General features: G+C 56.1%; 21 protein-coding genes. 5 read left to right on the top strand and 16 right to left on the bottom strand.

Features of this window, described 5'->3' with window-relative positions; genetic code table 11:
* From DW088_RS11015 to DW088_RS10990, 6 genes are all read right to left on the bottom strand, one after another.
* Nucleotides 1-755 (bottom strand): 4-hydroxyphenylacetate 3-hydroxylase N-terminal domain-containing protein (locus DW088_RS11015; RefSeq protein WP_279217337.1); only part of this gene is annotated, 755 nt, incomplete at its 3' end.
* A 294-nt stretch (nt 756-1,049) separates the two neighbouring features.
* Entirely contained in the window at nt 1,050-2,357 is a 1,308-nt protein-coding gene (locus tag DW088_RS11010) for an acetyl-CoA hydrolase/transferase family protein (protein WP_118360749.1), read from the bottom strand.
* Nucleotides 2,358-2,375: 18 nt separating this feature from the next.
* Entirely contained in the window at nt 2,376-3,497 is a 1,122-nt protein-coding gene (locus DW088_RS11005; RefSeq protein ID WP_118360748.1) for a 4-hydroxybutyrate dehydrogenase, read from the bottom strand.
* A 14-nt stretch (nt 3,498-3,511) separates the two neighbouring features.
* On the bottom strand, nt 3,512-4,303 hold the full coding sequence (locus DW088_RS11000; RefSeq protein ID WP_118360747.1) for a 5-deoxy-glucuronate isomerase: 792 nt from the start codon (nt 4,301-4,303) through the stop codon (nt 3,512-3,514).
* Between the two features lie 93 nt (nt 4,304-4,396).
* Complete coding sequence (gene iolD / locus DW088_RS10995) at nt 4,397-6,349, bottom strand: 3D-(3,5/4)-trihydroxycyclohexane-1,2-dione acylhydrolase (decyclizing) (RefSeq protein WP_118360746.1); 1,953 nt, start codon at nt 6,347-6,349, stop codon at nt 4,397-4,399.
* A gap of 866 nt (nt 6,350-7,215) precedes the next feature.
* A complete protein-coding gene (locus tag DW088_RS10990) occupies nt 7,216-8,088 on the bottom strand; it encodes an AraC family transcriptional regulator (protein WP_118360745.1) in 873 nt (290 codons plus the stop codon).
* A 317-nt stretch (nt 8,089-8,405) separates the two neighbouring features.
* Between DW088_RS10990 and iolG the strand changes: the two genes are divergently transcribed.
* The 3 genes from iolG (at nt 8,406) to DW088_RS10975 (ending at nt 11,766) form a co-directional block, all read left to right on the top strand.
* Complete coding sequence (gene iolG / locus DW088_RS10985) at nt 8,406-9,425, top strand: inositol 2-dehydrogenase (protein ID WP_118360744.1); 1,020 nt, start codon at nt 8,406-8,408, stop codon at nt 9,423-9,425.
* A gap of 108 nt (nt 9,426-9,533) precedes the next feature.
* Nucleotides 9,534-10,919: an MFS transporter gene (locus DW088_RS10980; RefSeq protein ID WP_118360743.1), complete on the top strand. Its 1,386-nt coding sequence runs from the start codon at nt 9,534-9,536 to the stop codon at nt 10,917-10,919.
* A 13-nt stretch (nt 10,920-10,932) separates the two neighbouring features.
* Entirely contained in the window at nt 10,933-11,766 is an 834-nt protein-coding gene (locus DW088_RS10975) for a sugar phosphate isomerase/epimerase family protein (protein ID WP_243029887.1), read from the top strand.
* A gap of 239 nt (nt 11,767-12,005) precedes the next feature.
* On the opposite strand, the gene DW088_RS10970 is transcribed toward DW088_RS10975, so the two are convergent.
* The 4 genes from DW088_RS10970 to DW088_RS10955 form a co-directional block, all read right to left on the bottom strand.
* The gene (locus DW088_RS10970) at nt 12,006-12,413 is read right to left on the bottom strand and encodes a TRASH domain-containing protein (RefSeq protein ID WP_118360742.1); all 408 of its coding nucleotides are present in this window, start codon (nt 12,411-12,413) and stop codon (nt 12,006-12,008) included.
* A 21-nt stretch (nt 12,414-12,434) separates the two neighbouring features.
* The gene (locus DW088_RS10965; protein ID WP_118360741.1) at nt 12,435-13,079 is read right to left on the bottom strand and encodes an L-fuculose-phosphate aldolase; all 645 of its coding nucleotides are present in this window, start codon (nt 13,077-13,079) and stop codon (nt 12,435-12,437) included.
* 12 nt (nt 13,080-13,091) lie between these two features.
* Nucleotides 13,092-14,177, bottom strand: coding sequence for a 2-hydroxyacid dehydrogenase (locus tag DW088_RS10960; protein ID WP_118360757.1), 1,086 nt, complete (start codon nt 14,175-14,177; stop codon nt 13,092-13,094).
* A 76-nt stretch (nt 14,178-14,253) separates the two neighbouring features.
* Nucleotides 14,254-16,095: a response regulator gene (locus DW088_RS10955; protein WP_158574674.1), complete on the bottom strand. Its 1,842-nt coding sequence runs from the start codon at nt 16,093-16,095 to the stop codon at nt 14,254-14,256.
* Nucleotides 16,096-16,377: 282 nt separating this feature from the next.
* On the opposite strand from DW088_RS10955, the gene DW088_RS15905 reads away from it, so the two are divergent.
* Together DW088_RS15905 and DW088_RS10950 are read left to right on the top strand one after the other, a co-directional pair.
* Nucleotides 16,378-16,527, top strand: coding sequence for a hypothetical protein (locus tag DW088_RS15905; RefSeq protein ID WP_158574371.1), 150 nt, complete (start codon nt 16,378-16,380; stop codon nt 16,525-16,527).
* A gap of 12 nt (nt 16,528-16,539) precedes the next feature.
* Nucleotides 16,540-18,237, top strand: coding sequence for a recombinase family protein (locus DW088_RS10950; protein ID WP_118360739.1), 1,698 nt, complete (start codon nt 16,540-16,542; stop codon nt 18,235-18,237).
* Between the two features lie 54 nt (nt 18,238-18,291).
* On the opposite strand, the gene ptsP is transcribed toward DW088_RS10950, so the two are convergent.
* From ptsP to DW088_RS10920, 6 genes are read right to left on the bottom strand one after another with little or no spacing between them, the layout of a single operon-like run.
* Nucleotides 18,292-19,941: a phosphoenolpyruvate--protein phosphotransferase gene (gene ptsP, locus DW088_RS10945; protein ID WP_118360738.1), complete on the bottom strand. Its 1,650-nt coding sequence runs from the start codon at nt 19,939-19,941 to the stop codon at nt 18,292-18,294.
* Between the two features lie 12 nt (nt 19,942-19,953).
* Entirely contained in the window at nt 19,954-20,211 is a 258-nt protein-coding gene (locus tag DW088_RS10940; RefSeq protein ID WP_118360737.1) for an HPr family phosphocarrier protein, read from the bottom strand.
* Nucleotides 20,198-20,845 carry a PHP domain-containing protein gene (locus tag DW088_RS10935; protein ID WP_118360736.1) on the bottom strand — a complete coding sequence of 216 codons (648 nt, stop codon included), beginning with the start codon at nt 20,843-20,845 and terminating at the stop codon, nt 20,198-20,200. The genes DW088_RS10940 and DW088_RS10935 overlap by 14 nt, the downstream gene beginning before the upstream one ends.
* A gap of 33 nt (nt 20,846-20,878) precedes the next feature.
* Nucleotides 20,879-21,046 carry a helix-turn-helix domain-containing protein gene (locus DW088_RS10930; protein ID WP_118360735.1) on the bottom strand — a complete coding sequence of 56 codons (168 nt, stop codon included), beginning with the start codon at nt 21,044-21,046 and terminating at the stop codon, nt 20,879-20,881.
* Between the two features lie 18 nt (nt 21,047-21,064).
* Nucleotides 21,065-21,871 carry a Cof-type HAD-IIB family hydrolase gene (locus DW088_RS10925; protein ID WP_118360734.1) on the bottom strand — a complete coding sequence of 269 codons (807 nt, stop codon included), beginning with the start codon at nt 21,869-21,871 and terminating at the stop codon, nt 21,065-21,067.
* Nucleotides 21,868-22,683 (bottom strand): Cof-type HAD-IIB family hydrolase, encoded by an 816-nt coding sequence (locus tag DW088_RS10920; RefSeq protein WP_158574673.1) that lies wholly within the window; start codon nt 22,681-22,683, stop codon nt 21,868-21,870. The genes DW088_RS10925 and DW088_RS10920 overlap by 4 nt, the downstream gene beginning before the upstream one ends.
* Nucleotide 22,684 lies beyond the last annotated feature (1 nt).

Genomic DNA, 22,684 nt, shown 5'->3' with positions numbered 1-22,684 from the left:
TAAACCTTGTTGCCGACATCAATGTCGTTGTATTCCTCGGTCTTGCGAGTGTCGCAGGACTGACGGCCCAGAATCAGGGTGATGCCTTCCGCATCGGTCGGGCATGCGAAGGAAATCGCGTAATCTTCGTCGCCTTCACGCATGGAAATGGTCGGCATGACGAGAACGTAGTGGCTGTTCAGATAGCCGGTTTGGTGCGCCTTCGCGCCGGTAACGTAAACGCCGTCAGCGGTGCGCTCGACAACGTGCAGGAACAGGTCGGGATCCGCCTGCTTGGACGGAGACAGACCGCGGTCGCCCTTGACGTCGGTCATGGCGCCGTCAACACCCCAGTCGTTATTCTGTACATCGGTCCAGAACTTGACAAAATTCTCGTGGTACTTGGTGCCGCACGCTTCATCGGTCTCGAACGTAGTCGAATAAACCGCATTTGCTGCGTCCATGCCGACACAGCGCTGGAAGCACGCTGCGGTCTTCTGACCGAGCAGACGCTGCATCTTTACCTTCTTAATGAGATCGTCCGTAGACTGGTGCAGATGGGTAAAACGGTTTACCTTTTTGCCGGTCAGGTTGGACGTTGCCGTCATCAGATCTTCGTACTGCGGGTCCTCTGCCAGCTCGTACGTTGCCGCAAACGAGTTGAGTGACGGACGAACGATCGGGTTGTCCACTACGTTCTCGACCTTCTTGCCGAAGCTGTACAGATTGAGGTGCAGCTTTCGCAGGGATTCGATGTACTGGTCTTTTGTCATCATGATATCATCTTCCTTGTCCTTTTTCTTTCTTTTCAATAGGAAAAAGCGCCGATTCACCGATTTTTATAACATATTTGAGGAGACATGAAGGGAATAGTCTTTGTAATGGAAAAGTTCGGTTTCTCGGCGCATATCCACAGAATTTATACGCCCATGAGCAGATGTGTGAGGTAAACACAGCAGCCGGAGAGCACGATCAGCAGCAGCAAAATCACATGAATATAGATGATTTGAAAACGCGAGAATGTCTTTTTCATCGTTATGACCTCCTGCTGTATGTTGCATTTTAATTGGTTACACCTTGAGTTTTTCACCGAAGCGCTTCTCGAATTCCTCGGCAAGTTCTTCTCGGAATTTTGGATGCGCAATGGCAATCAGACGCTTTGCGCGCTCGCGGAGCGTTTGACCGCGAAGCTGCGCCACGCCGTACTCGGTGACAATGTAATTGACATCGCAGCGGCTGGTAGTAACCGGACCGCCGGTGGTAATGGTTGTAACAATCTTAGACGCAGACTCGTCCTTGGTGGTTGAGTGCAGTGCAATGATGGAGCGACCGCCCTTGGACAAGTTTGCGCCGCGCACAAAGTCCATCTGGCCGCCAATACCGGAAATCTGGCGCAGACCGATTGCCTCGGCGCAGACCTGACCCTGCAGATCAACCTCAACGCACGAGTTAATGGAAACCACGTTGTCGTTCTCCGCGATAACCGCCGGATTGTTGCAGACATCCACCGGAAGCATGTTGATAATTGGGTTATTATCCACAAAATCATACAGCTTGCGCGTGCCCATCAGGAAGGTTACGCTCACCTTGCCGACGTCGCGCTGCTTGCGCTTACCGTTGATGTTTCCATTTTCAAGCAGCGGCAGCACGCCGTCCGAAATCATCTCGGTATGCAGACCAAGGTCGTGCTTGTCGCCGAGGAACGAGCAGACCGCATCCGGCACCGCACCGATGCCCAGCTGCAGGCAGTCACCATCACGCACGAGTTCAGCGATATATTTGCCGATTGCACGGTCTTCCTCACCGATTTTCGGCGGCGCGGACTCCGGCAGCGGCTCCCACGAGCACAGGAAGCCGTCAATCTCGGATACATGAACGAAGCTCTCGCCATAGGTGCGCGGCATGTTCGGGTTGACCTCGGCAATGACCGTTTTCGCGGATTTGACCGCCTGTGCGCCGTAGTCGCAGGACAGACCGAGCGACACATAGCCGCGCTCGTCCGGAGGCGAGCAGGTAAACGCAAAAACATCAACCGGCAGCGTGTTGTCGCGGAACATACGCGGCACGTCCGAGAAAAACGCCGGAGTGTAGTCTGCACGGTTTTCCGCGATCGGCTTGCGGGCCGGACCGCCGACAAACAACGCGTTGTGGCGGAAATGACTTTCCATGCCCGGCTGCAGATACTCGCCCGAGCCAAGGTATACCATGTGTGCAACTTCCACGTTATGGAACTGCTCTGCCATTCGCGCCATCGTGCGCTGGAATACAATGGGTTCGCCAACCGCGTGACCGAACACAACGCGGTCGCCGTCATGGATCACACCAACCGCCTGCTCAGGCGTCATCGTGTGCTCTTTATAGTATGCTCTCCAATCCATTTCTCGTCCCTCCCGCGCTCAAAATGCCTTGCGGTAGATGTCGAGCAGGTCGTCCTCGGTCAGCTCCACATAGTTGTTGCCGAGCAGGCGCTGCTGGGTTTCGATGACATTCTTTGCAAAGACCGGCAATTCATCAGCAGTTACCCCGTGTTCGTGCAGGGGATCCTTTTTCAGTACCTCGTCCATCAATTCGTACAGATTTTCGAGTGCAAATACCGGTTCAACATCCAGTTCTGCGCTCAGAAGTTCTTCCAGCTGATTCAACTTGCCGATGGGCTTCTTTTCCTGATACCTGCGCATTACGTCCGCGAACATCAGCTGATTTGCCTGACCGTGCGGAATGTGGTGCACGCCGCCGAGCGGATACGCCATCGCGTGAACAGCCGCACAGCCCGCGTGACCAAACGCGATGCCTGCATAGTTGGAGGCGCGCAGGAACTCAAGTGCATGCTTCTTCCACGCATCCTTGCCGCCGCTTGCTACCGCATCCTTCCAGCAGGACAGGATCAGGTGCAGCGCCTTTTCGGAGAACAGCTCGCTCAGTGCGCAGGCGTTCGGAGAAAGGTAGCTTTCGACCGCGTGGACCATAGCGTCAATGGAAGAAGTTGCAAAAACCGGATACGGCAGGCTGAGCAGCATGCCCGGCACGAGCGCCGCTTCGTCCGCAAACATCGCCGGAGACACCAGACCAACCTTGACGCCCTTAGTCGTACGGTTGATGATGGAAATGTTGGTAACCTCAGAGCCGGTGCCACAGGTAGTCGGCACGATGATCAGCTCATGCTCCTTCTCGAGGTTTGCCATGCGGTCGTACAGATCGTCCACACGGTCGGTGGACTTGGCAACGGTCAGCACCTTTGCGATGTCGATTACTGTGCCACCGCCGACCGCGATAATGCGGTCAAACTCCTTGCCGCGCAGGTCGTCGAGGATGGCGTCAACCATGACGTCGGTCGGCTCACCGCCGCCGAACTTTTCCTGAAAACAGGTGTGGCAGCCGAGGTTCAGCGCCGCGATTGTCGGATTGTAAATATATTCATTTGTCAGAATCAGGTCTTTCGCGCCGAGGCTTAATTCCTTCGCCAGCGTGCGAAAATCGACGTATTCTGCAATAGAAGGTACGATTTTGAAGGCTTTCATGTTATTTCACCGCCTTAAATATCCGGAAAATACTTCGCGTCGGCCTTAGTTACCCACTCATACTCGGGCACAACGGTCGTCACGATGTTCTTGTCGTCCTGCAGGCGGATGCACCACAGGTAATACTCCGCGTAGCCGGGAGCCGCAGCCTGAGAATGGGTCACGTTTTCCGGCATGCCGGTCAGGTCGTTGTTCTTTACCTTAAAGGCATCGTCGCCATATTCTGCCAGACCATAGCCGTTTTCCGGCAGGAACTTGTAGTAGTACAGCTCCGGTTCAACGTGCTGATGCGGCGGATAAGAGGACCACTTTCCGGGGAAATGCACCACTTCGCCGATGAAAAAGTTAGTCTCCGGGCAGTTGGAGCGGTCAAAGAAGGTGCGTACCAGACGGGTCGAACACTCGTTCATCTGACCGGCACCGCGCTCCTCATTCGCGCACAGGCAGTCCTCCGGACGCAGCAGACGAGCTGCGAAATCACGCTTATTTTCCGTGCGGGAAACGGCGATTTCCACGTCGCTTACGGCAGAAATTGTCACTTGGGTGTTCTGCGGAACGTGCAGCAGGATCGCACCCTCGTGGAACACGTCACGGCGGGTAACGGTCTCGGACTTGCCGTTCCACTCGAAGGTCACGCTGCCGCTCATCAGGTCGTAAACGACCTCCTGCGCGTAATCGAAGTGCATCACGTCGCCCGCTGCCATCTTGACAACACCGAACTCCATGCCCATCATTTCCGGGTTCTCGACTGCGGAGACCATGCCGTTGTAGCCCTTATCGAAGGGGGCCTTGTGCGTATATTTCATAATTCTTGCTCCTCTTTTCTTTGCTCGATACCTTATTATATAAGCGAAGCCGCTCGTCCGAAAACGGGCGGCTCATATTGAATCTGCGTTTAATTAGTACATGCGTGCTTCTGCAAGGTGATCGTCGATGCGCTTGCGTGCAGCCTTTACCTCGTCAGACTTGGAGGTGGACGCTACGCCGATGTGCCACCAGGACTCGTAGCCCTCAGCCATGGTCTTGGGCAGAACCTTTGCGTCGATGATGCAGGAAACACTTTCCTTCTTGGCGTCCTGAACGGCCTTGCGGAATTCGTCCGGGGTCTTGGCGTAGAACGCCTTCATGCCGAAGCCTTCACCGATCTTGCCGAAGTCGGTGTAGCAGTAATCGCCGTCCAGCTTGCCGGTGGTCTCGTTGCGGTGACGCATTTCGGTCGCCAGAGAGCCAACGCCGTTGCCCATCTGCAGGTTGTTGATGCAGCCGAACGCGCAGTTGTCGAATACAACAACGGTGATCTTCGCGTTCTCCTGCATTGCGGTCGGAATCTCGGAGTTGAGCATCATAAACGAGCCATCGCCAACGAGTGCGTATACTTCCTTATCCGGCTCAGCCAGCTTGGCGCCGAATGCACCTGCGATCTCATAGCCCATGCAGGATGCGCCGTATTCCATGTTGTAGGAGTTCGGTGCGTCGGTGACCCACAGACGCTCGAGGTCTGCCGGCAGCGAGCCTGCTGCTGCAACCACGATTGCGTCGTCGTCTGCCTCCTCGCGGAGAATGCCGACCGCGTTGGACTCAGTGATGGTGCCGCCGATCTGGGAAACGAAATCGTTCATGATCTTCTCGGTCCAGCTGGGAACGCACGGCACAAACTTGCCTTCACCAAAGCCTTCGCCCTTGTACTGAACGCCCAGAACACGCAGACGCTCCTCTTCCCAAACCTTGCGGATATCCTGAATTTCGGTGGTGTAGCCGGACTTATAGCCGTCTGCCTTGAGTTTTTCCATGATAGCCTCGAGCGTTACCTTTGCGTCACCGATGCAGCGGGTCGCGTCCAGCTTTTCCGCGTGGAACTCGGAAGTATTGATTGCCAGAACCTTAATATCCGGATTGCGGAACAGCACCCACTTGGAGCCGGTTACGAAGTCGTTGAAACGAGTGCCGACACCGATAACGAGGTCGCAGTCCTTGCAGAGTGCGTTCGCCGCCAGACCGCCGGTTACGCCGATGCCGCCGACAGCCAGTTCAAACGAATCCGGCAGGCAGGAGTGGCCGGCCTGTGTCTGAGAAACCGGAATGTTGAACGCCTTGCAGAAGTCCATTGCGGTCTGACCGGCCTCGGAGTAACGAACGCCGCCGCCTGCAATGAACATCGGCTTCTTGGAAGCCTTGATCATCTCAACTGCCTTCTCGATATCGTAGTCATCCGCTACGCGGCGTGCAACGTGATGTACGCGCTTCTGGAAGAAGTAATCCGGGAAGTCGAAGCTCTCACCCTGTACATCCTGCGGAAGCGAGATAACAGCGGTGCCGCAGTTTGCGGTGTCGGTCAGGACGCGCATTGCGTTGACCATCGCGCTCATCAGCTGCTCCGGACGAGAAATGCGGTCCCAGTACTTGGCAACCGGCTTGAAGCAGTCCGAAGCGGACATGGACAGGTCGTTCGGAACCTCAAGCTGCTGGAGAACCGGATCCGGCTGACGGGTTGCAAAGTAATCGGACGGGAACAGCAGCAGCGGGATGTTATTGATGGTAGCGGTCAGTGCTGCGGTTACCATGTTTGCTGCGCCAACGCCGATGGACGAGGTGCACGCGATGATCTTGCGGCGGTTGTGCTGCTTTGCGTAGCTGATGGCGGCGTGTGCCATGCCCTGCTCGTTGCGGCCCTGGTAAACTCTCAGGTGGCCCGGATCCTCTTCCAGCGCCTGACCGAGACCGACTACCATACCGTGACCGAAGATCGTGAACATACCGTCTACGAAGGGTTCCTCTTTGCCGTCCATCTCGATGTACTGCTGATTCAGGAACTTTACGATTGCCTGACCGACTGTCATTCTGGTTTTGCTCATTGTGTTTTCCTCCTCAAATGCTTTACTCTTTTTCCCTGCCGAGGCTCTTTCTTTTCGCTCCCGGCGGTGTTCTCTTTTGATGATTTAAGTTTAGCATTTGAGGGGTTGCTTTTCTTCTAACATCTTGAGAAATCGCCTTTTTTCTTATATTTTTACGCTACATACGAATATTTTCACATTTTATTATAGAATCCAGAACTTTTCTCTCTCCTACCGCATTGTTTTCCGTGTCTGCCGCTCCCGCCTGCGGCCTGCGTTTTGCACCTGTTTTTTTAATATCTCGCTATCGTGCGGAAAACGCGGCATACTGTCATTACAGAATTTCGCATTTTCCGTCCTAAACAACAAGCAAAAAAGCATATATCTCAATATTTTATAAAAATACGCAATCTTTCTCCCGCCTTTATTTTTCACTCACAGGCTGCATTTTCACCACTTTTTATAGGTTGTTGCTGCCGTTTTCCGCGTATGCTGACCGTCTGTGCCGGTCAAATTATAGATTCTTGCTCAACTCTATGAAATACAAGAAGTTAGAAGAAAAACCGCGTCCAAGGGACTACAATAGAATCATCAAAGGAAAGCCGAACGCAAACGGCGAAAGAACGGATAACGGAGGAATAAATATGTTATTCACCATTTTTCTGTAGTAGTTATCCTTGCAAACATGGTCTTTACGCAGACCGTGCTGTATAAATAAGATAATTATGCTCCGGCAAACGATCATCACACACACTCTCTAATTTCACACACATCCCCATTTCACCGGCGCAGCCGCTCTCTCTCGGCTGCGCCATTCTTCTATTTGTAAGTAAGATAGAAAAACACCGTGCCAAGCGTTACTGCTCTGCACGGTGTTTTCCGTTTTACTATTCCTCTTCTTCACTTTTTCCTTTTTCGCTGTGCGTGATGCTCTGCTTGAACGACTGCCGGAACTTACCGGGCGGTGTGCCGGTGTACTTCTTAAACATGGTGTTGAAGTGACAGATACTGCTGAAGCCGAGTGTGTCCGCAATCTCGGCGATCGGGATGCCGGTATTCATCAGAAAACCCTGCGCCTCACCAATCCGGCGCTTCATCACATACTGCATAGGCGGCACGCCGAACTCCTGCTTAAACACATGCGCCAGATAATACTCGCTCACGCGCAGTCGCTCCGCCACCATACGCAGCGTGATCGGCTCACAGTGGTGTGCATCCAGATAGCGCCGCACGCGGTGCGCCAGTACAGACGGCATTTCACGCTGCTGCTCCTGCTGGTGGATACGACTGCGGAGCAGGGAATCGGTCAGATTCAGCATTGCCTCTGCCAGACTGCAGCACACGGCATGCAGGTTTCCCGCATCGGCGCTGAGCAGATACAGCAGGTGCATGGTCTCGCCTACCTGCCTGGCAAGCTGTCCGCACGAGACGACCGGACACTCCCCTTCCGCGATCAGGCAGTTGGGCGGCAGACCTTCTACATTGACATCGGTAATTGCTACGCTGTACGACCGGATCTGCCGCACCTGATCAGGTTCCTCGCCGTGCAGCACACCCTGATTACAGATAACAATGTCGCCCTCTCCAATCGGATAATACCGGTTATCCACCATGTACTGTCCTTGTCCGCTGCACACATAGAACAGCTCCAGACGGTTGTCGTGCATATGCGGAAGTATAGACTGCTGGTTGTTGTAATTGCGATCGATCGAAATGCAGTTGAAGAATGTTCCGCTCAGTTTACAAGGCTTGTTTCCCATGTATGCTCCCTCCCAAGAATCGCAAGATTACGAAAGCCTTCCCTCGATTTTCTTTCTTACCCTCGGAAAATCCTGCTGTTTTTTCCACAAGAACACGATAACGCTCTCACGGACTTTGTTTGTATAATAATCACAAGAAAAGCGCAAATGATTCAAAAACAGCAGTTTATATCGTTATTATATTCGATATTTCAACGTTGTTCTTCTCTGTGTGCAATTATTATATCATAGAAGCACAGAAAAAAACTTCTAACATACTGCTTTTTGAGCAAACGCGTCAATTCAGGTTTCAGAGTAAAAAAGGAGTGCAAGAAAAAATGGCAAACAAGGTAAGAATCGGTCTGCTGGGTGCAGGCAGAATCGGCAAGCTTCACGGCGAAAATCTGGCACATGCAGTGCCGAACGCAGACCTCTACGCAGTGGCTGATCCGTTCATGAACGATGCGACCTGTGCATGGGCAGCGGACATGGGTATCGAGAAGTGCTACGATGATCCCGAGATGATCTTTGGCGATCCGACCATCGAGGCCGTGTTCATCTGCTCCTCCACCGCAACGCATGCAGACTTCATCATGCGCGCTGCGCAGACCGGCAAGCACATCTTCTGCGAGAAGCCGATCGACACCAAGCTGGCAAAGATCGAGGAAGCACTCGCTGCAGTAAAGAAGGCAGGCGTTAAGCTGCAGGTCGGCTTCGTGCGTCGCTTTGACCACAACCACAAGGCCGTCCGCGATACGGTCGCTTCCGGCAAGCTGGGCAAGCCTAATCTCATCAAGGTCACCTCCCGTGATCCCGATCACCAGCCGATGAGCTATATCAAGGTTTCCGGCGGCATCTTCATGGATATGACCATCCATGATTTCGACATGGTCCGCTATCTGGCAGGCAGCGAGGTTACCGAGGTTACCGCTTACGGTGCAGCGCTCTCCGGTGCAGGCTACGAGGAGTACGGCGACGTGGATACCGCAATCGTCATGCTGAAGTTTGAGAACGGCGCACTCGGCGTGATCGACAACTCCCGTGCCGCTCACTATGGCTACGACCAGCGCACCGAGGTTCACTGCGACCAGGGCTGCGTGCAGGTTGCAAACGATCTGAACAACACCGCCATGATCTCCTCCGCCGCAGGCGTCGAGGTTGCAAAGCCGACCTGGTTCTTCCTCGAGCGCTACAACAACGCATTCATCGCAGAGGCAAAGGCGTTCACCGATGCCGTTCTGAACGACACCGACACGCTGGTTACCGGCTTTGACGGTCTGCAGCCGGTCAAGATCGCAATGGCAGCAAACCTGTCCATGAAGGAAGGCCGTCCGGTCAAGCTGAGCGAAATCGAGTAATTTATCCCCGCATATCACAGGAAAAGAGAAGAAAAAGAGTTATTCGGCAAGCCGCCGCACTCGGCGGCGGCTTCCGTTTTTTGAGAAAAGAAAGAGGGGTTGCTCCTTATGAGTGAAAAGAACAACACTGCCTCCCTTGGCTGGGGAACCCGTATCTCCTATGGTTTAGGCGATACCGCCTGCAACATTGTGTTCGGTATGATCACCGCGCTGCTCACCCTGTTCTATACGGATTACTGCGGTATTCCGGTCGTTACCGTCGGTCTGGTCATGCTGATCTCGCGTATTTTTGATGGCTCGTCCGACGTTATCATGGGCATCATCGTAAGCAAGACCAAATCCAAATGGGGCAAGGCCCGTCCGTGGATCTTGTGGATGAGCGTACCGTATGTTCTGTGCGCGGTTGCGATGTTCTGTGTGCCGCACAGCAGCAGCACGACCGTTCAATTCTGGTACATTTTTGTTACTTATAACCTGTGCACCACCGTATGCTACACCGCAATCAACGTGCCCTACGGCACCCTGTCCACCATGATGACCCGCTCCTCGCACGAGCGCGACCTGCTGTCCGTTGTGCGTATGTCACTGTCTCCGATTGGCAAGATCATTGCCGTAACCTTCACCATGCCGGTCGTCAAGCTGTTCGGCAACGATCAGGCCGCCTGGATCAAGACCATGAGCATCTGGTGCGCCATCGCACTTGTTCTGCTTGTCATCTGCTTTGTCCGCTGCAAGGAAACCGTCAATTTCGAGGCCGCGCAGCAGGAGCAGCCCAAGGTTCCCACTTCCCGTGCGCTGAAAGCCCTGCTGGGCAACCCGTATTTCTGGGCAACGCTCATTCTGTGGACTGTCACCTGCGTACATACCACCATCATCGGCACCGATCTGCCGTATTACTGCAAATATGTTCTCGGCAACGATGAATGGTATTACAGCGTCATTTACACCTCCGAGATCGTCGCACTGATCGTTGGCGCGCTGCTGTGTCCAATACTGCTGCAGAAATTCAACAAGCGCAACCTGTCGCTCGCCGGCTGTATCGTAGTTGTTATCGCCCATGCACTCATTATGGTAAACCCGATGAGCTTCCGGTGGATTCTGGTAATGACCATCATCCGCTCGCTCGGTCAGGCTCCGCTGACCTCTCTGGTATTCGGCATGATGGGCGACGTTGTAGAGTACGGTCAGTGGAAGAGCCATCTGCGTCAGGAAAGCCTGATCTTCGGCGGCGGTTCGCTCGGCTTTAAGATCGGCACCGGTATCACCAGTGCGGTTATGACTGCCATGCTCGAGGGCGCAGGCTTCCTCAGCTCGGTTACCGGCGGTGCTATGCAGCCGACTTCCGCCCAGCAAATGATTTCCTCTATCTTTAAGTTCGGTCCGATTCTGGTCTGGATCGTTGCCATTATCGTCCTGCTGTTCTACAAGCTGGATAAGATTTACCCCACTATTATGAAGGAACTCACCGAGCGTGAAGCACGCGGTGAAATGTAAAGGAGACTGTCTTATGCTGAAACTCGGATATAACGAAGCAACCTGCAAGGAAAATTCCACAGTTGAAAACGACCTGCTGCTGTGTGAAAAGTACGGCTATGACTATATCGAGCTGCGTCTCGATATGCTGCAGGACTACCTCAAGACCCACACCACAGACGATCTCAAGGCGTTTTTTGCAAAGAGCCATATCAAGCCGTTTGCATTCAACTCCATTGAAAACATCAACTTCTGCACGCCGGAGGAGTGGGAAAAGCTTGTAGAGCTGTTCACCTTCGGCTGCAAGGTGGCTCAGCAGATCGGCAATCCGTACATTATTGTTGTGCCGACTGTTACCAACGAGATCTGCACCAAGAACGAGAAGGAGATCTTCGACGACTCGGTGAAGGTGCTGAACGAACTCGCTGACATTGCTGAGCCGTACGGCGTCAAGCTGTCCTTCGAGCCGATCGGTGACAAGAAATGGTGCGTCAACAGCGTTCGTCAGGCGCTCGAGATCGTAAACGCCGTCAACCGCGACAGTGTTGGCCTGACCGTGGACTGCATCAATGTTTACCTGCACGACAAGTGCGCGGACGTTGATTTCATCCGCAAAATTCCCAAGGGGAAGCTGTTCGTGTTCCACATCAACGACTGCGAGGACCTGCCGCTCGGCATCCTCGACCACTGCCACCGTCTGATGCCCGGTCTGGGTGCCATTCCGGTGCAGGAGGTTGCTGATGCGGTACAGGCAGTCGGCTACGACGGCCCTGCGTGCCTCGAACTGTTCCGTCCGGAATACTGGAGAATGCCTGCTGAGGATGTGATCCGCATGGGCGCGGAAACCACCCGTCCGTTCCTCGGTTAATTTTCCCGAATCGCAGATCAAATTCCACATTCAATTTATTCTCTCTTATTTATATTCAAGTCTCCAAACAGAATACAAATATAATTTTCTCCACAAAAGGACGGAAGGTACTTGGACCCTTCCGTCCTTTTGCTTTCCATCACATCAGACAATCCTGCAAAACCCCAAAGGGCGCTCCTTCGAGCGCCCTTTGGGGTTATGGAAAGATCTGACTTTCGCCAGACCGATCGCACTTGTCTTTACCGCAGCGTGAGCACCATCAGCACAACTGCCGACACGCTCAGCACAAGGCCGATACTGCGCGTCAGCCGCGTTACACCGCGGATGCTCATCGCGTGAAAGCTCTCAAACGAGGCGACCGGATACGGAAACGCGATAAACGCCAGTCCCGCAACAAGCTGACCGGCATACGCACCGATCATGCGCAGCGAACTGTCACCGCCGAAAAATGCACTGATAACAAATCCGATGCCGCCCAGAAAGACCAGAAGATACAGTGCGGTCTTGAATCGCTTATCCAGCTTGATATACTGTTCGGTCTTTGCCGCACAATCCGCGCAGCACACATCGAACGAGCGCGTGCGCACCTTTACCTTAGTCGGCTTTTCCGGCAGATCACCGCCGCAGTATACGCATTTTTCCTCCATAATGGTCCCCTCCTGCAAAATTTATTTCTGTCGGTAGGTCTGGAATGCCTCCAGCACCGAGTTGATCTGCTCGTCATTCAACAGCTTCGGCTCCTGACCGGCTGCCTTACAATTATAATAGAGCTGTGCGCAGAATTCGATCTGCTCGGACACATCCAGCGTGTAGCTGATATTGCCGCCGACGCACAGCAGACCGTGATTTCCGAGAATGCAGGCGTAATTATCGCCCATGCCGTCCAGCGCCGCCTGTGCCAGTTCATAAGTGCCGAACGGCACATACGGAATGCACGGCACCTCTCTGCCCGAATACGCCACCAGATAGTGCAGCGGCGGAATGCTCCAGCCGAGACACGCCAGCGTAGTAGCGTAGCGCGGATGCGTGTGCACGACCGACTTGATGCCCGGGCGCTTCTGGTAGAAAATACGGTGCATGTCCACCTCGGAAGATGGCTTGCGGTCGCCGTCCGCCTTTTCGCCGTCGAGCGTCATAACGACCACATCGCTTGCGTCGGTCTTAAAATAGTCCATACCGCTCGGACTGATGGCAAACAGGTTCTCCTTTTCGTTGTAAATGCTCAGGTTGCCGAAGGTGCCTGCGGTCAGACCGCGCTTGAGCATTTCCTGTCCGTATACAACGATTTTCTCTCTTTCTTCCTGCAAAAGCATTGCGTTTCCTCCTTACTCCAGTGTGATGGACACATGATTTACCACCCGATCGGTCACTCCGTCAGCCAGAAACCGATCAACCTCACGCATGAGCAAAAACGGCGCCCGCGGGATCGCGTCTACCGTGGTGCCCGCAATGTGCGGCGTGAGCAGCACGTTGTCCATCTGCAGCAGCGGATCGTCCACGGCGAGCGGCTCGCTGTCGTACACATCCAGTGCCGCGCCTGCCATGCAGCCCTGCTGCAGCGCCTCGACCAGTGCCGGCTGATCGACCAGACCGCCGCGCGCGGTGTTGATAAAGTACGCCGTTTTTTTCATGCGGGAAAAATACTGCATACCGATCATATGCTCGGTATCCGGTGTCAGCCGCAGGTGCAGCGATACAATATCGCCCTGTTCAAACAGGGTTTCAAGTGAATCGACCAGCTTGATTGCACCGAGACCGGCCTTTTCCAGCTTTTCCGGACTGGTGTATGCGTCATACGCGATCACCGGCACGCCGAGTGCCAGCAGACGGCGCGCCAGCGCGCTGCCGACGTTGCCGATACCGGCCAGCGCCACCGTGTGGCTGGAAAGCGTCATCAAATGGTCCGAGTTGTAAAAGCTCTTCATCCATACACCTTCGCGCATTTTGCGGTGCGATAGCGCGATATCGCGCGTCAGATCAAGCATCATGCCGAGGGCAAAGTCCGCGACCGGCTCTGCATTGCGGATAACGTTGAGCACCGGAATATTGCGCTCACTTGCAGCTGCAAGGTCAATGTGCTCCATGCCGCCGCGGCAGGTCAGGATGACCTTGAGGTTAGGCGCTTTCTCTATCAGCGCACGCGGCACCGGATTGAAATGCACGAGCAGAACCTCTGCCTCGCCGATCACCTCGTCCAGACCCTCCGCATACGGTACGGCTTCCGGACCGTTCCGCTCGAGTTTGAGCTGCCGCGAGGTGAATTCCTGCTTGTCGGAGCCGCCCCACATCAGCTTGGTGATCCTGCCGCAGCAGAGTGTGCTTTGCTGCACCGCCTGCTCCATCGTGTCCGGCGAAACAAAAGCATCACCGACCAGTACGATATTCTGCGGCTTTTGTGTCAGTTCCTTCATCTTTTCCTCCTCTTCGGAATAAAACAACAGCCGGTTGCGCTGCATTTGTTTGCAGCAGCAGCCGGCTGTTTTCAGTTTAGAAGCAATCGCTTAGTATGCCGAGTAAGCAGCAGCAGCGTTCTCCAGATAGCCAACGAAACGTTCCTTGTTCTTCTTGAACAGGAAGTACAGTACGAAGTATGCAATGACAACCGCACCGATGATGATCGGATTCTGAGACCAGAATGCGTAGAACAGACCGGCGATCAGCGGATGGCACATAATACCGCCGCAAAACCTGATACAGCCCGTCCGGCCGCACCGGCTTGGTAATGCAGTCGTTCATACCGGCATCCAGTGCCCGCTCGCGGATACCTCCCACCGCATCAGCGGTCAGCGCCAGCAGCGGCACGGCGCGATAGGTTTCCAACCGCCGCAGACGTTTTGCCAGCTCGTAGCCGTCCATATCCGGCATGCGAATGTCCAACAGCACCAGATCGTACACGCGCTGCTCCGCCAGCCGCAGCGCGTCTCCTGCACTTGCCGCCGTGTCCACCTGCAGGCCGAAGCTGCGCAGCAGCTCGCACTCCATCACAAGGTTGATCTCGCTGTCATCCACGAGCAGCACCGTCTTTTCCTCGTCCATCTCGGGTAAGCGTTCGCATTCCGACTCAAGAACCGGCTCTGCCAATGCAAGATCCATTGCAAACCGGAATGTCGAACCGAGGCCTTCCCTGCTCTCAAGTGTCAGCTTGTGCGTGCCCCTGCTTGCCGTTTCCACAATGCGCCGCGCGGCGTGCAGCAGTGCCGTCGGGTCGAACACGACCGCCTCAAACGTCAGCGCGCCTGCTTCGATCTTGGAAAAGTCCAAAATCTGATTGATCAGCTCCATCAGCGCCTCGGAGGAGGTGTACATGCTGCTGCAGTACCGCTTCTGCTGGGCGTTCAGCGGCGTACGCTCAAGCAGATACAGATACCCGGTCACCGCGCCGAGCGGTGTACGCAGTTCATGGCTCATCTGCGCGAGAAATTCACTTTTTGCCCGATTGGCACTGTCCGCTTCATCACGCGCCTGCCGCATCTGCTCCTCTGCTGTCCGGCGGTTTTCCAGTTCGCGTTCCAGTGTCGCCCGCAGGCGATTGAACATCTGTCCGAACCGGTACGGTTCGCTCGCGCCACACGGCATAACGCGCACCCGCATCCGGTCTGCTGCCGCACTGGAGAGCGCATCCGTGTACCGGCGCAGCGGCACGATATACAGCCGCATCAGCAGCCACAGCACCGCTGCAATCAGCACCAGTGAGCACAGCAGGCAGAAAATCTGCACCTCGGAGGCGGTGTGGCGTCCGACGGTTGCGCGTGCGACTTCGTTTTCTAAACGATCTGAGGTCTGCTGCCGGAACTGCTCGATGGGCGACATAATTTCATACTTGGCCCGCTCATACGCCGCATCGTACAGGATTTGACGGGCGGTTTCGCGCTTTTGCGCGGCAGAGAGCGCTGTATCTGCACCGGAAAGCGGTGTTTCCGTCACACGGGTGACGTAGCTGTGCAGCGGCCCGTCCGGAAAATCATCTGCATTTTGCCCTGCCGCGGCGAGAATCAGGTGCATGGAACGGGTCTCGGTGTCGATGAGCAGATCCGAGCAGCGCTTGGCCTGCGCCAGAAGCGCGGCTTCTTCATCCGGCAGCTGATCGTTTTCCAGTGTCTGAATTACCGCGTCTCGCTGTCTGGTGGCAAGAACCTCGGTCCAGTAGTTGTTCAAATGGGTGATATCCTCGGTTTCGGCATACGCGCGGACCTCATTTGTCAGCAGGTCGGATGCGTCGGCAAGCTGCTGCCCCAGCGCAATGAGAGACGCCAGTTCGTCCTTCGCCTGCGCCTCCTGCTGCACGCAGTCCGCCATGTAGCGATTGCTGCCCAGCAGAATGCAGAGCACCGCCGCAAACGCACAAATAAAAAGAGCAAAGGCACTGTGAAGCACCTTTGCTCGATTGCTGCATATCATAACCATATCTATGTGAAAAAGTCAAGTGCGTGCACAGTCACACAGTCCGCGCCGAAAACGGTTCTGCATAAGCCGAACAAGGTGAAAAACAGTGTCATGAAATACTTTCGAGACGTTTATCCATCGCGCCTTGTATTGATATATTATTTATGCATATTTATGGTTAAACCGCCCGCATCACGGCAATCCTAACTACCAGAAGGAGGAATTTCCATGACCAACAACTTTCAGTGTGCACAGATCTACCAGATTCTTGCGCTCAACGACGAAATGCTGAAGAGCGGCTGCATCACCCGCGACGAGCACGACTTTGTCCGCCATGTGCAGACGGACAAGCTGACCCGGCTGCACAGCACGCCGTAAGGAGGCCGCCCGATGGACGTCCGCAGACTGGACGAAATGCAGGCGCAGGGCCGCAGCATCTTCGATACCGAGCTTGCCGTGGCGTACTACGCCCGCGTTTCGACCGACAAAGACGAGCAGATCAACAGTCTCGGCAACCAGAAACGCTATTTTGAGGACTATATCGCCGCAAATCCGCACTGGAGGTTTGCTGGCGGCTACGTCGATGAGGGCATCAGCGGCACGTCTGTCGAGGGACGTGAGCAGTTTCTCAAGATGATCGAGGACGCGAAACGCGGCCGCTTTGACCTCATCGTCACCAAGGAGATCAGCCGTTTCGCCAGAAATACACTCGACAGCCTGCGCTACACGCGCGAGCTGCTGCGCTGCGGCGTGGGCGTGTACTTTCAAAACGACAACATCAACACCTTTGACAAGGATGCCGAACTGCGGCTCACCATCATGTCCTCCATCGCACAGGACGAGGTGCGCAAGCTGTCCGAGCGCACGCGCTTCGGCTTTAAGCGTGCACAGGAGAACAGCGTGCTGCTCGGTCAGAACAATCTGTTCGGGTACAACAAGGTTGACGGGCGATTGGAGATTGTCGAGCCGGAAGCCGCCGTCGTCCGTGAGGTGTTCGAGCGCTACGCTGCCGGAGACCTCGGTCTCCGCGCCATTGCCAACGACCTGGACAGCCGCGGTGTACGCGGACGGCAGGGCAAGCCGCTCACCTACTCCACGCTGTACGGCATGATACGCAACCCAAAATACAAGGGCTGCTATGCCGGTCGGCGGTACGCCTCGCGCGACTACCGCGACAAGCGCAGCTACCGCCTGAGTGCAGACAAATGGCTCGTGCATGAGGACGACCGTGTGCCTGCCATCGTGCCCGAAGCACTGTGGGAGCAGGCTAACCGTCTGCTTGCCTCACGCGGCAAGACCATGAAGGCGCACGCGCAGGCATCCCAGAATCGCTACGCCTACAGCGGCAAGCTGATCTGTGCTAGGCACGGCACAACTTTCCACAGGCATGTGTATAAAAGCAAAAGCCGCGGCGAAATGGAGTGCTGGAACTGCAGGCTGTACCGTGAAAAGGGCAAAACCGGCGGCTGCAATTCCCCGACGGTTTACAGCCACGAGCTGGACCGCATTTTGGAGCGCGTGTTCGAGCAGGTGACGGACGAGCGCTCAGCCGCCGTGCAGGAGTACATCGACAATCTCCGCGCCTTTGCCGCCCGGCAGGACAACGCGCCTGCGCTTGCTCAAGTCGAGCAGGAAATCGAAACGGTCACCCGCCGCAAGGACAAGCTGCTCGACCTCGCGCTTGCGGGTGCGCTCTCCAACGACGAGTTCAAGCAGCGCAATGAGACCTGCAACGAGCAGCTTGCCGCCCTCGAGCAGCAGCGAACAGAACTACAGAACGCAGACAAGAAACTGGAAGAACGTATCCGACGGGTGGAAAATCTGCGCCGCATCATCGAGGAACGGTGGCAGATGAGCTGCGGATTCTCGCGCGAGATGTCCAAGGCGCTCGTTGACCATATCATCGTGGACTCGGACGAGAGCAAAACCCATATCTCGCTCGATATTTTCCTCACCACCGGTGCAGAGCCGATCGTATCTGAAACGCAAACCTCTAACTCACAGCTGCAAATGAGCTTTCAGCGGGCGCGGTCCGGTTATCAGGGTGAGTATACGGCGACGTATCTCGTGCGCTGGCATTTGGAATAAAAAAGCAGTGATGCTGCCTTCAAAAATGAAGCGCATCACTGCTTTTATCCTTTTTTACAATTCCAGCGGAGCCAGTGTTGTCGTATCAATCGAGCGAATCGCCGACCGCAGCGGCAGCACCGCCGACGGCGAAACCGAAAGCTCGTCGATACCCATCGACAGGAAGGTTTCGGTCAACTCCGCGTCTGCGCCGAGTTCGCCGCAAATGCCGATCCAGATTCCGGCCTTGTGCGCGTTCTCGGCTGCCATGCGGAGCATACGCAGCACCGCCGGATGGTGCGCGTCAAAAAAACGGTCGAGACCCACACCCTGCCGGTCAACCGCCAGCGTGTACTGCGTCAGATCGTTCGTGCCGACCGAGAAAAAGTCCACCTCACGCGCCAGCTCTGCGCTCATCATGACGGCGGCCGGTGTCTCGATCATAATGCCGAGCTCGACCTTGTCCGCCATCGGTACACCTTCTTCCGCGAGTTCCGCACGGATGTTGCGGCAGATACGCTTGATCTCCTGCACCTCCCAGACCGAGGTGATCATCGGGAACATAATCGCGATTTTGCCGTAAGCCGATGCGCGGTACAGCGCCCGCAGCTGTGTGCGGAACACCTCCGGACGGGTCAGGCAGATGCGGATGGCGCGCAGACCCATCGCCGGGTTTTCCTCTTTGTCGAGGTGGAAATAGTCCGCCTGCTTGTCCGCGCCGATGTCCAGCGTGCGGATGATAACACGTTTGCCGCCCATGCGCTCCGCGACCGTCTTATAAGCCTTGAACTGCTCGTCCTCGGTCGGATAGTCGCTGCCCTGCAGGTACAGAAATTCCGAGCGGAACAGGCCGATGCCGCCGCCGTCATTCTGCAGAACCGCATCAATATCTGCCGGAGAGCCGATATTGCAGTAGACCATCACATTCCGGCCGTCCTTGGTCACATTCGGCTTGCCCTTGAGTTGATCGAGCAGTTCTTTCAGCGCCTTCTCCTTGGCCTGCTTTTTGAGCAGACGCTCGCGCTCGGCGTCATCCGGTTCCACGACCGCCTCGCCGGTCTGGCCGTCAATGATGGCGTACTTGCCCTCCATTTCCAGCTGCAGCGCATCTCCTGCACCGATAATGGCCGGAATGCCCATCGTGCGGGCCAGAATCGCCGTGTGTGAGTTCGCCGAGCCGCCTGCCGTGATGAATCCCAGAATAAGAGCCTTATCCAGCTGCACGGTCTCGCTCGGCGCAAGATCATCTGCCGCCACGATACACGGCACATCGGACACGATGCCGCTTTCGCCTTCGCCGGTCAGAATACCGATCACCCGCGCGGAAATATCGCGGATATCCGCTGCACGCGCCTGCATGTAGCTGTCGTCCATCGCAGCAAACATTTCCGCGAACTGTGCACCGGTGTCGCTGACGGCGGCCTCGGCGTTTACACGGTCGTTCTCAATCATACCCTCGATGCTCTCCACGAAATCCAGATCGTCCAGCATCATCTGGTGCGCCTCGAACAGCATTGCCGCGTCCTCACCGACTTCGGCGAGTGCCTTGTCATACAGCTTTGCGAGCTGCTCCTTTGCCGTCTCCCGCGCTGTGCGGAATCGCTCCAGCTCTGCCGCGGTGTCGCTCACCTCATGGCGCGGAATGACGCCGCTTGCTCTGCGGTAAAAGCTGATCGGGCCTGCCGCTACGCCTTTGGATACGCCTTTGCCGAAAATCTGCTCCATCTCGCTCACTCCTTACAGGTTCGCCTTGAAAAATGCCTCAATCTGCGCTGCCGCTTCCGCTTCGTCCTCGCCTTCCACTTCCACGCAAACGGTGTTGCCGTGCTTGATGCCCATGCCCATGATGGCGATCAGACGGCGTGCATCCGCTTTTTTATCGCCGAAATGCAGGAAAACCTTGCTCTTGAACTTCGCGGCCTCCTTCGCCAGCAGGCCTGCCGGACGTGCATGAATGCCAATGGAATCCGTAATGGTGTACTCAAATGCTGTCATGATGAAAACTCCTTTTTTCTTCATTCAAATGGTGGATTGCGGCGAGAAACGCCGCTGCAACCTGCGGTTCGTGTCCATAAAAATCCACTGCACCCGGTCGATACGGCGGCTTGTCCTCGCTGAGAAATCCGCTGCCGCCGGTGACGATCAAACCGTGTCTGCGTGCCAGTGTGTGATACCGCGCGGTATCTTCTCGGCTGTGACTGCCGTATGCTGCAATGCCGTCGAATGCCGCCACCGGAAAGGTGTCGTCCATCTCATTCGGCGGCACGAGCACGGCCAGTCCGCCTGCTTCGTGAATCGTGTGAATCGCCTGCTCGGCTGCAAACGACTGCACCGAATCGTTCCGCGTCCGCTCAATCTCGAGCAGCGCCGGACAGGTGATGTCAATGCCGATGCCGAGCGTGAGGAAATCCCGTTCCCGCCAGCGGCAGTCGAGTTCAATGCCGGGCACAATGCGCACACCGAGCTGTGCGCCGCGCCAGATACATTCCGGCACACCGCTGACCGCCCGCCGGTCGGTCAAAGCCGCCAGCGTCAGCCGTTCCTCACAGCAGCGTTCGGCCAGTGCACGCGGCGAGAGCTCACCGCCTGCGGTCAGGCTGCTGTGTATATGCAAGTCGGTTTGTGCCATGGAAAGACCTCCTGTTCAGGCGGTGCGGGATATTCAGGATACGGGAACCGTGTCCGGCGGACACGCCGCATCCTCCGGGATGAACCAGCGCTGATGCACGCGCACCGCGCCGAGTACCTCGTGCTTTTCGCAGAGCTCGCGCAGCTCGGCGGTGGGAATGTGCCACAGCACTGCGGCTTCGGGAATGGTCATAAACGGCATCGTGCATCCTCCTTTTTGTTATCCAAACAAATGATAGACCGCCTGTGCTACGCCGTCATGGTCACAGTCGGCAGTAACGTACTTTGCCAGCGCCTTGAGCGCCGGGTCTGCGTTGCCCATCGCGACCGGCATACCGACTGCGCGGAGCATTTCTGCGTCATTGTCGCTGTCACCGACGGCGGCCATCTCCGCTGGAGTTACGCCAAGCATCTCGCCCAGACGGGTCAGCGCGCGGCCCTTATCCGCACCAGCGGGAAGTATCTCGAAGTTGTCCGCGCCGGAACTCGTAATCGTGATGCCCGGCAGCGGCCGAATCTCTGCGAGCGCCTGCTCGAGCACCTCGCGTTCACCGAGAGCGTACACCTTGGTAACGCACAGGTGATTTTTGCGAATCTCCCCGGCAATGTCCTCGGTGACGATCTTGTTCGCGTGAAAGCCCTCCACACGGTAGTTTACGACAAAATCGCGGTTGGAATATTCGTTGATGTAAATTTTGCTGCCGACGTAGATCATCACGCGCACCGGGCGGCTCTGCACCGCCTCGACTACCTTTGCGCCGATCTCGCACGGCATCTCCCAGCTTTGCAGGATACGCTCGTCCGAGGCCGCCGCGATGGCTGTACCTCCCGCCGTGACCATCAGGTCATCGCAGGGCAGTTCGCGGGCGAACTCCGCCGCCTCGCCGACGATGCGGCCGGTCGAGAGCACAACGTGAACGCCGCGCTCCCTGACCCACTCAAGGGCCCGCTTGACGGCGGGCGTTACTTCCTTGCGGGAGTTGAGCAGCGTGCCGTCAAGGTCGAGCGCGAGTAAACGGTATTTCATGCCTGCACCTCCTCGATATGTCGGTAAATAGCGTGTGCCACGCCGTCCTCATCGCACGAATCCGTCACTTCGTCAGCCGCTGCCCGCGCCTCTGCCGAGGCGTTTCCCATCGCGATGCCCAATCCGGCGGCACGCAGCAGCGGCGCGTCAATATCGTGATCACCGAGTGCCATCACCTCATTGGGCGAGATGTGCAGCGAATCGCACAGCACATGCATGGCCGTGTTCTTGCCCGCCCCTGCCGGTACGACTTCAAGATATTCGTTCTTGGAGCGCACGAGCGTCATCGGCAGGTGCTTTGCCTCCAGTACCGGAAGCATTTCGTCAATCTGCGATTTCTCGCCCATGCAGAGCAGTTTGTGCGCGCTTGCGTCGCCCCAGTCTGCAAACAGAGTCTCCAACGGCGCGACGGTCGGCTGTACGCCGGTTATCTGCGCCTCGGCACGGCTCCACTCGTCCTCGGCGGCAATGAGCCAGTCGAGGTCGCGGTAAACGCTCAAGTGGATACCTCTCGCCTGCGTTTCCTGCAGGACAGCCTGCGCACATGCGCGGGTCAGGCGGCTGTCCGCCAGCCGGTTTTCGCCCGAGAGAATAAGTCCTCCGCCGCAGCACACCAGCGGTCCATCCACGCCGAGCGCATCCCGAATCGGGAACACCGCCCGCGGCGGTCGTGCGCTCATCAGGCAGATGGTCACGCCGTTCTTCGCCGCAAACTGCACAGCCTCGCGGTTGGCGAGCGGCAGCTTGTGCGCGGAATTCAGAAGCGTGCCGTCAATATCCATGCACAGCAACCGATATTGTTGTTGATTCATT

It is taken from the genome of Butyricicoccus sp. AM05-1 (assembly GCF_003474415.1).
Classification (GTDB): domain Bacteria; phylum Bacillota; class Clostridia; order Oscillospirales; family Butyricicoccaceae; genus Agathobaculum; species Agathobaculum butyriciproducens.
This window is presented reverse-complemented; position numbering and strand designations above follow the sequence as displayed.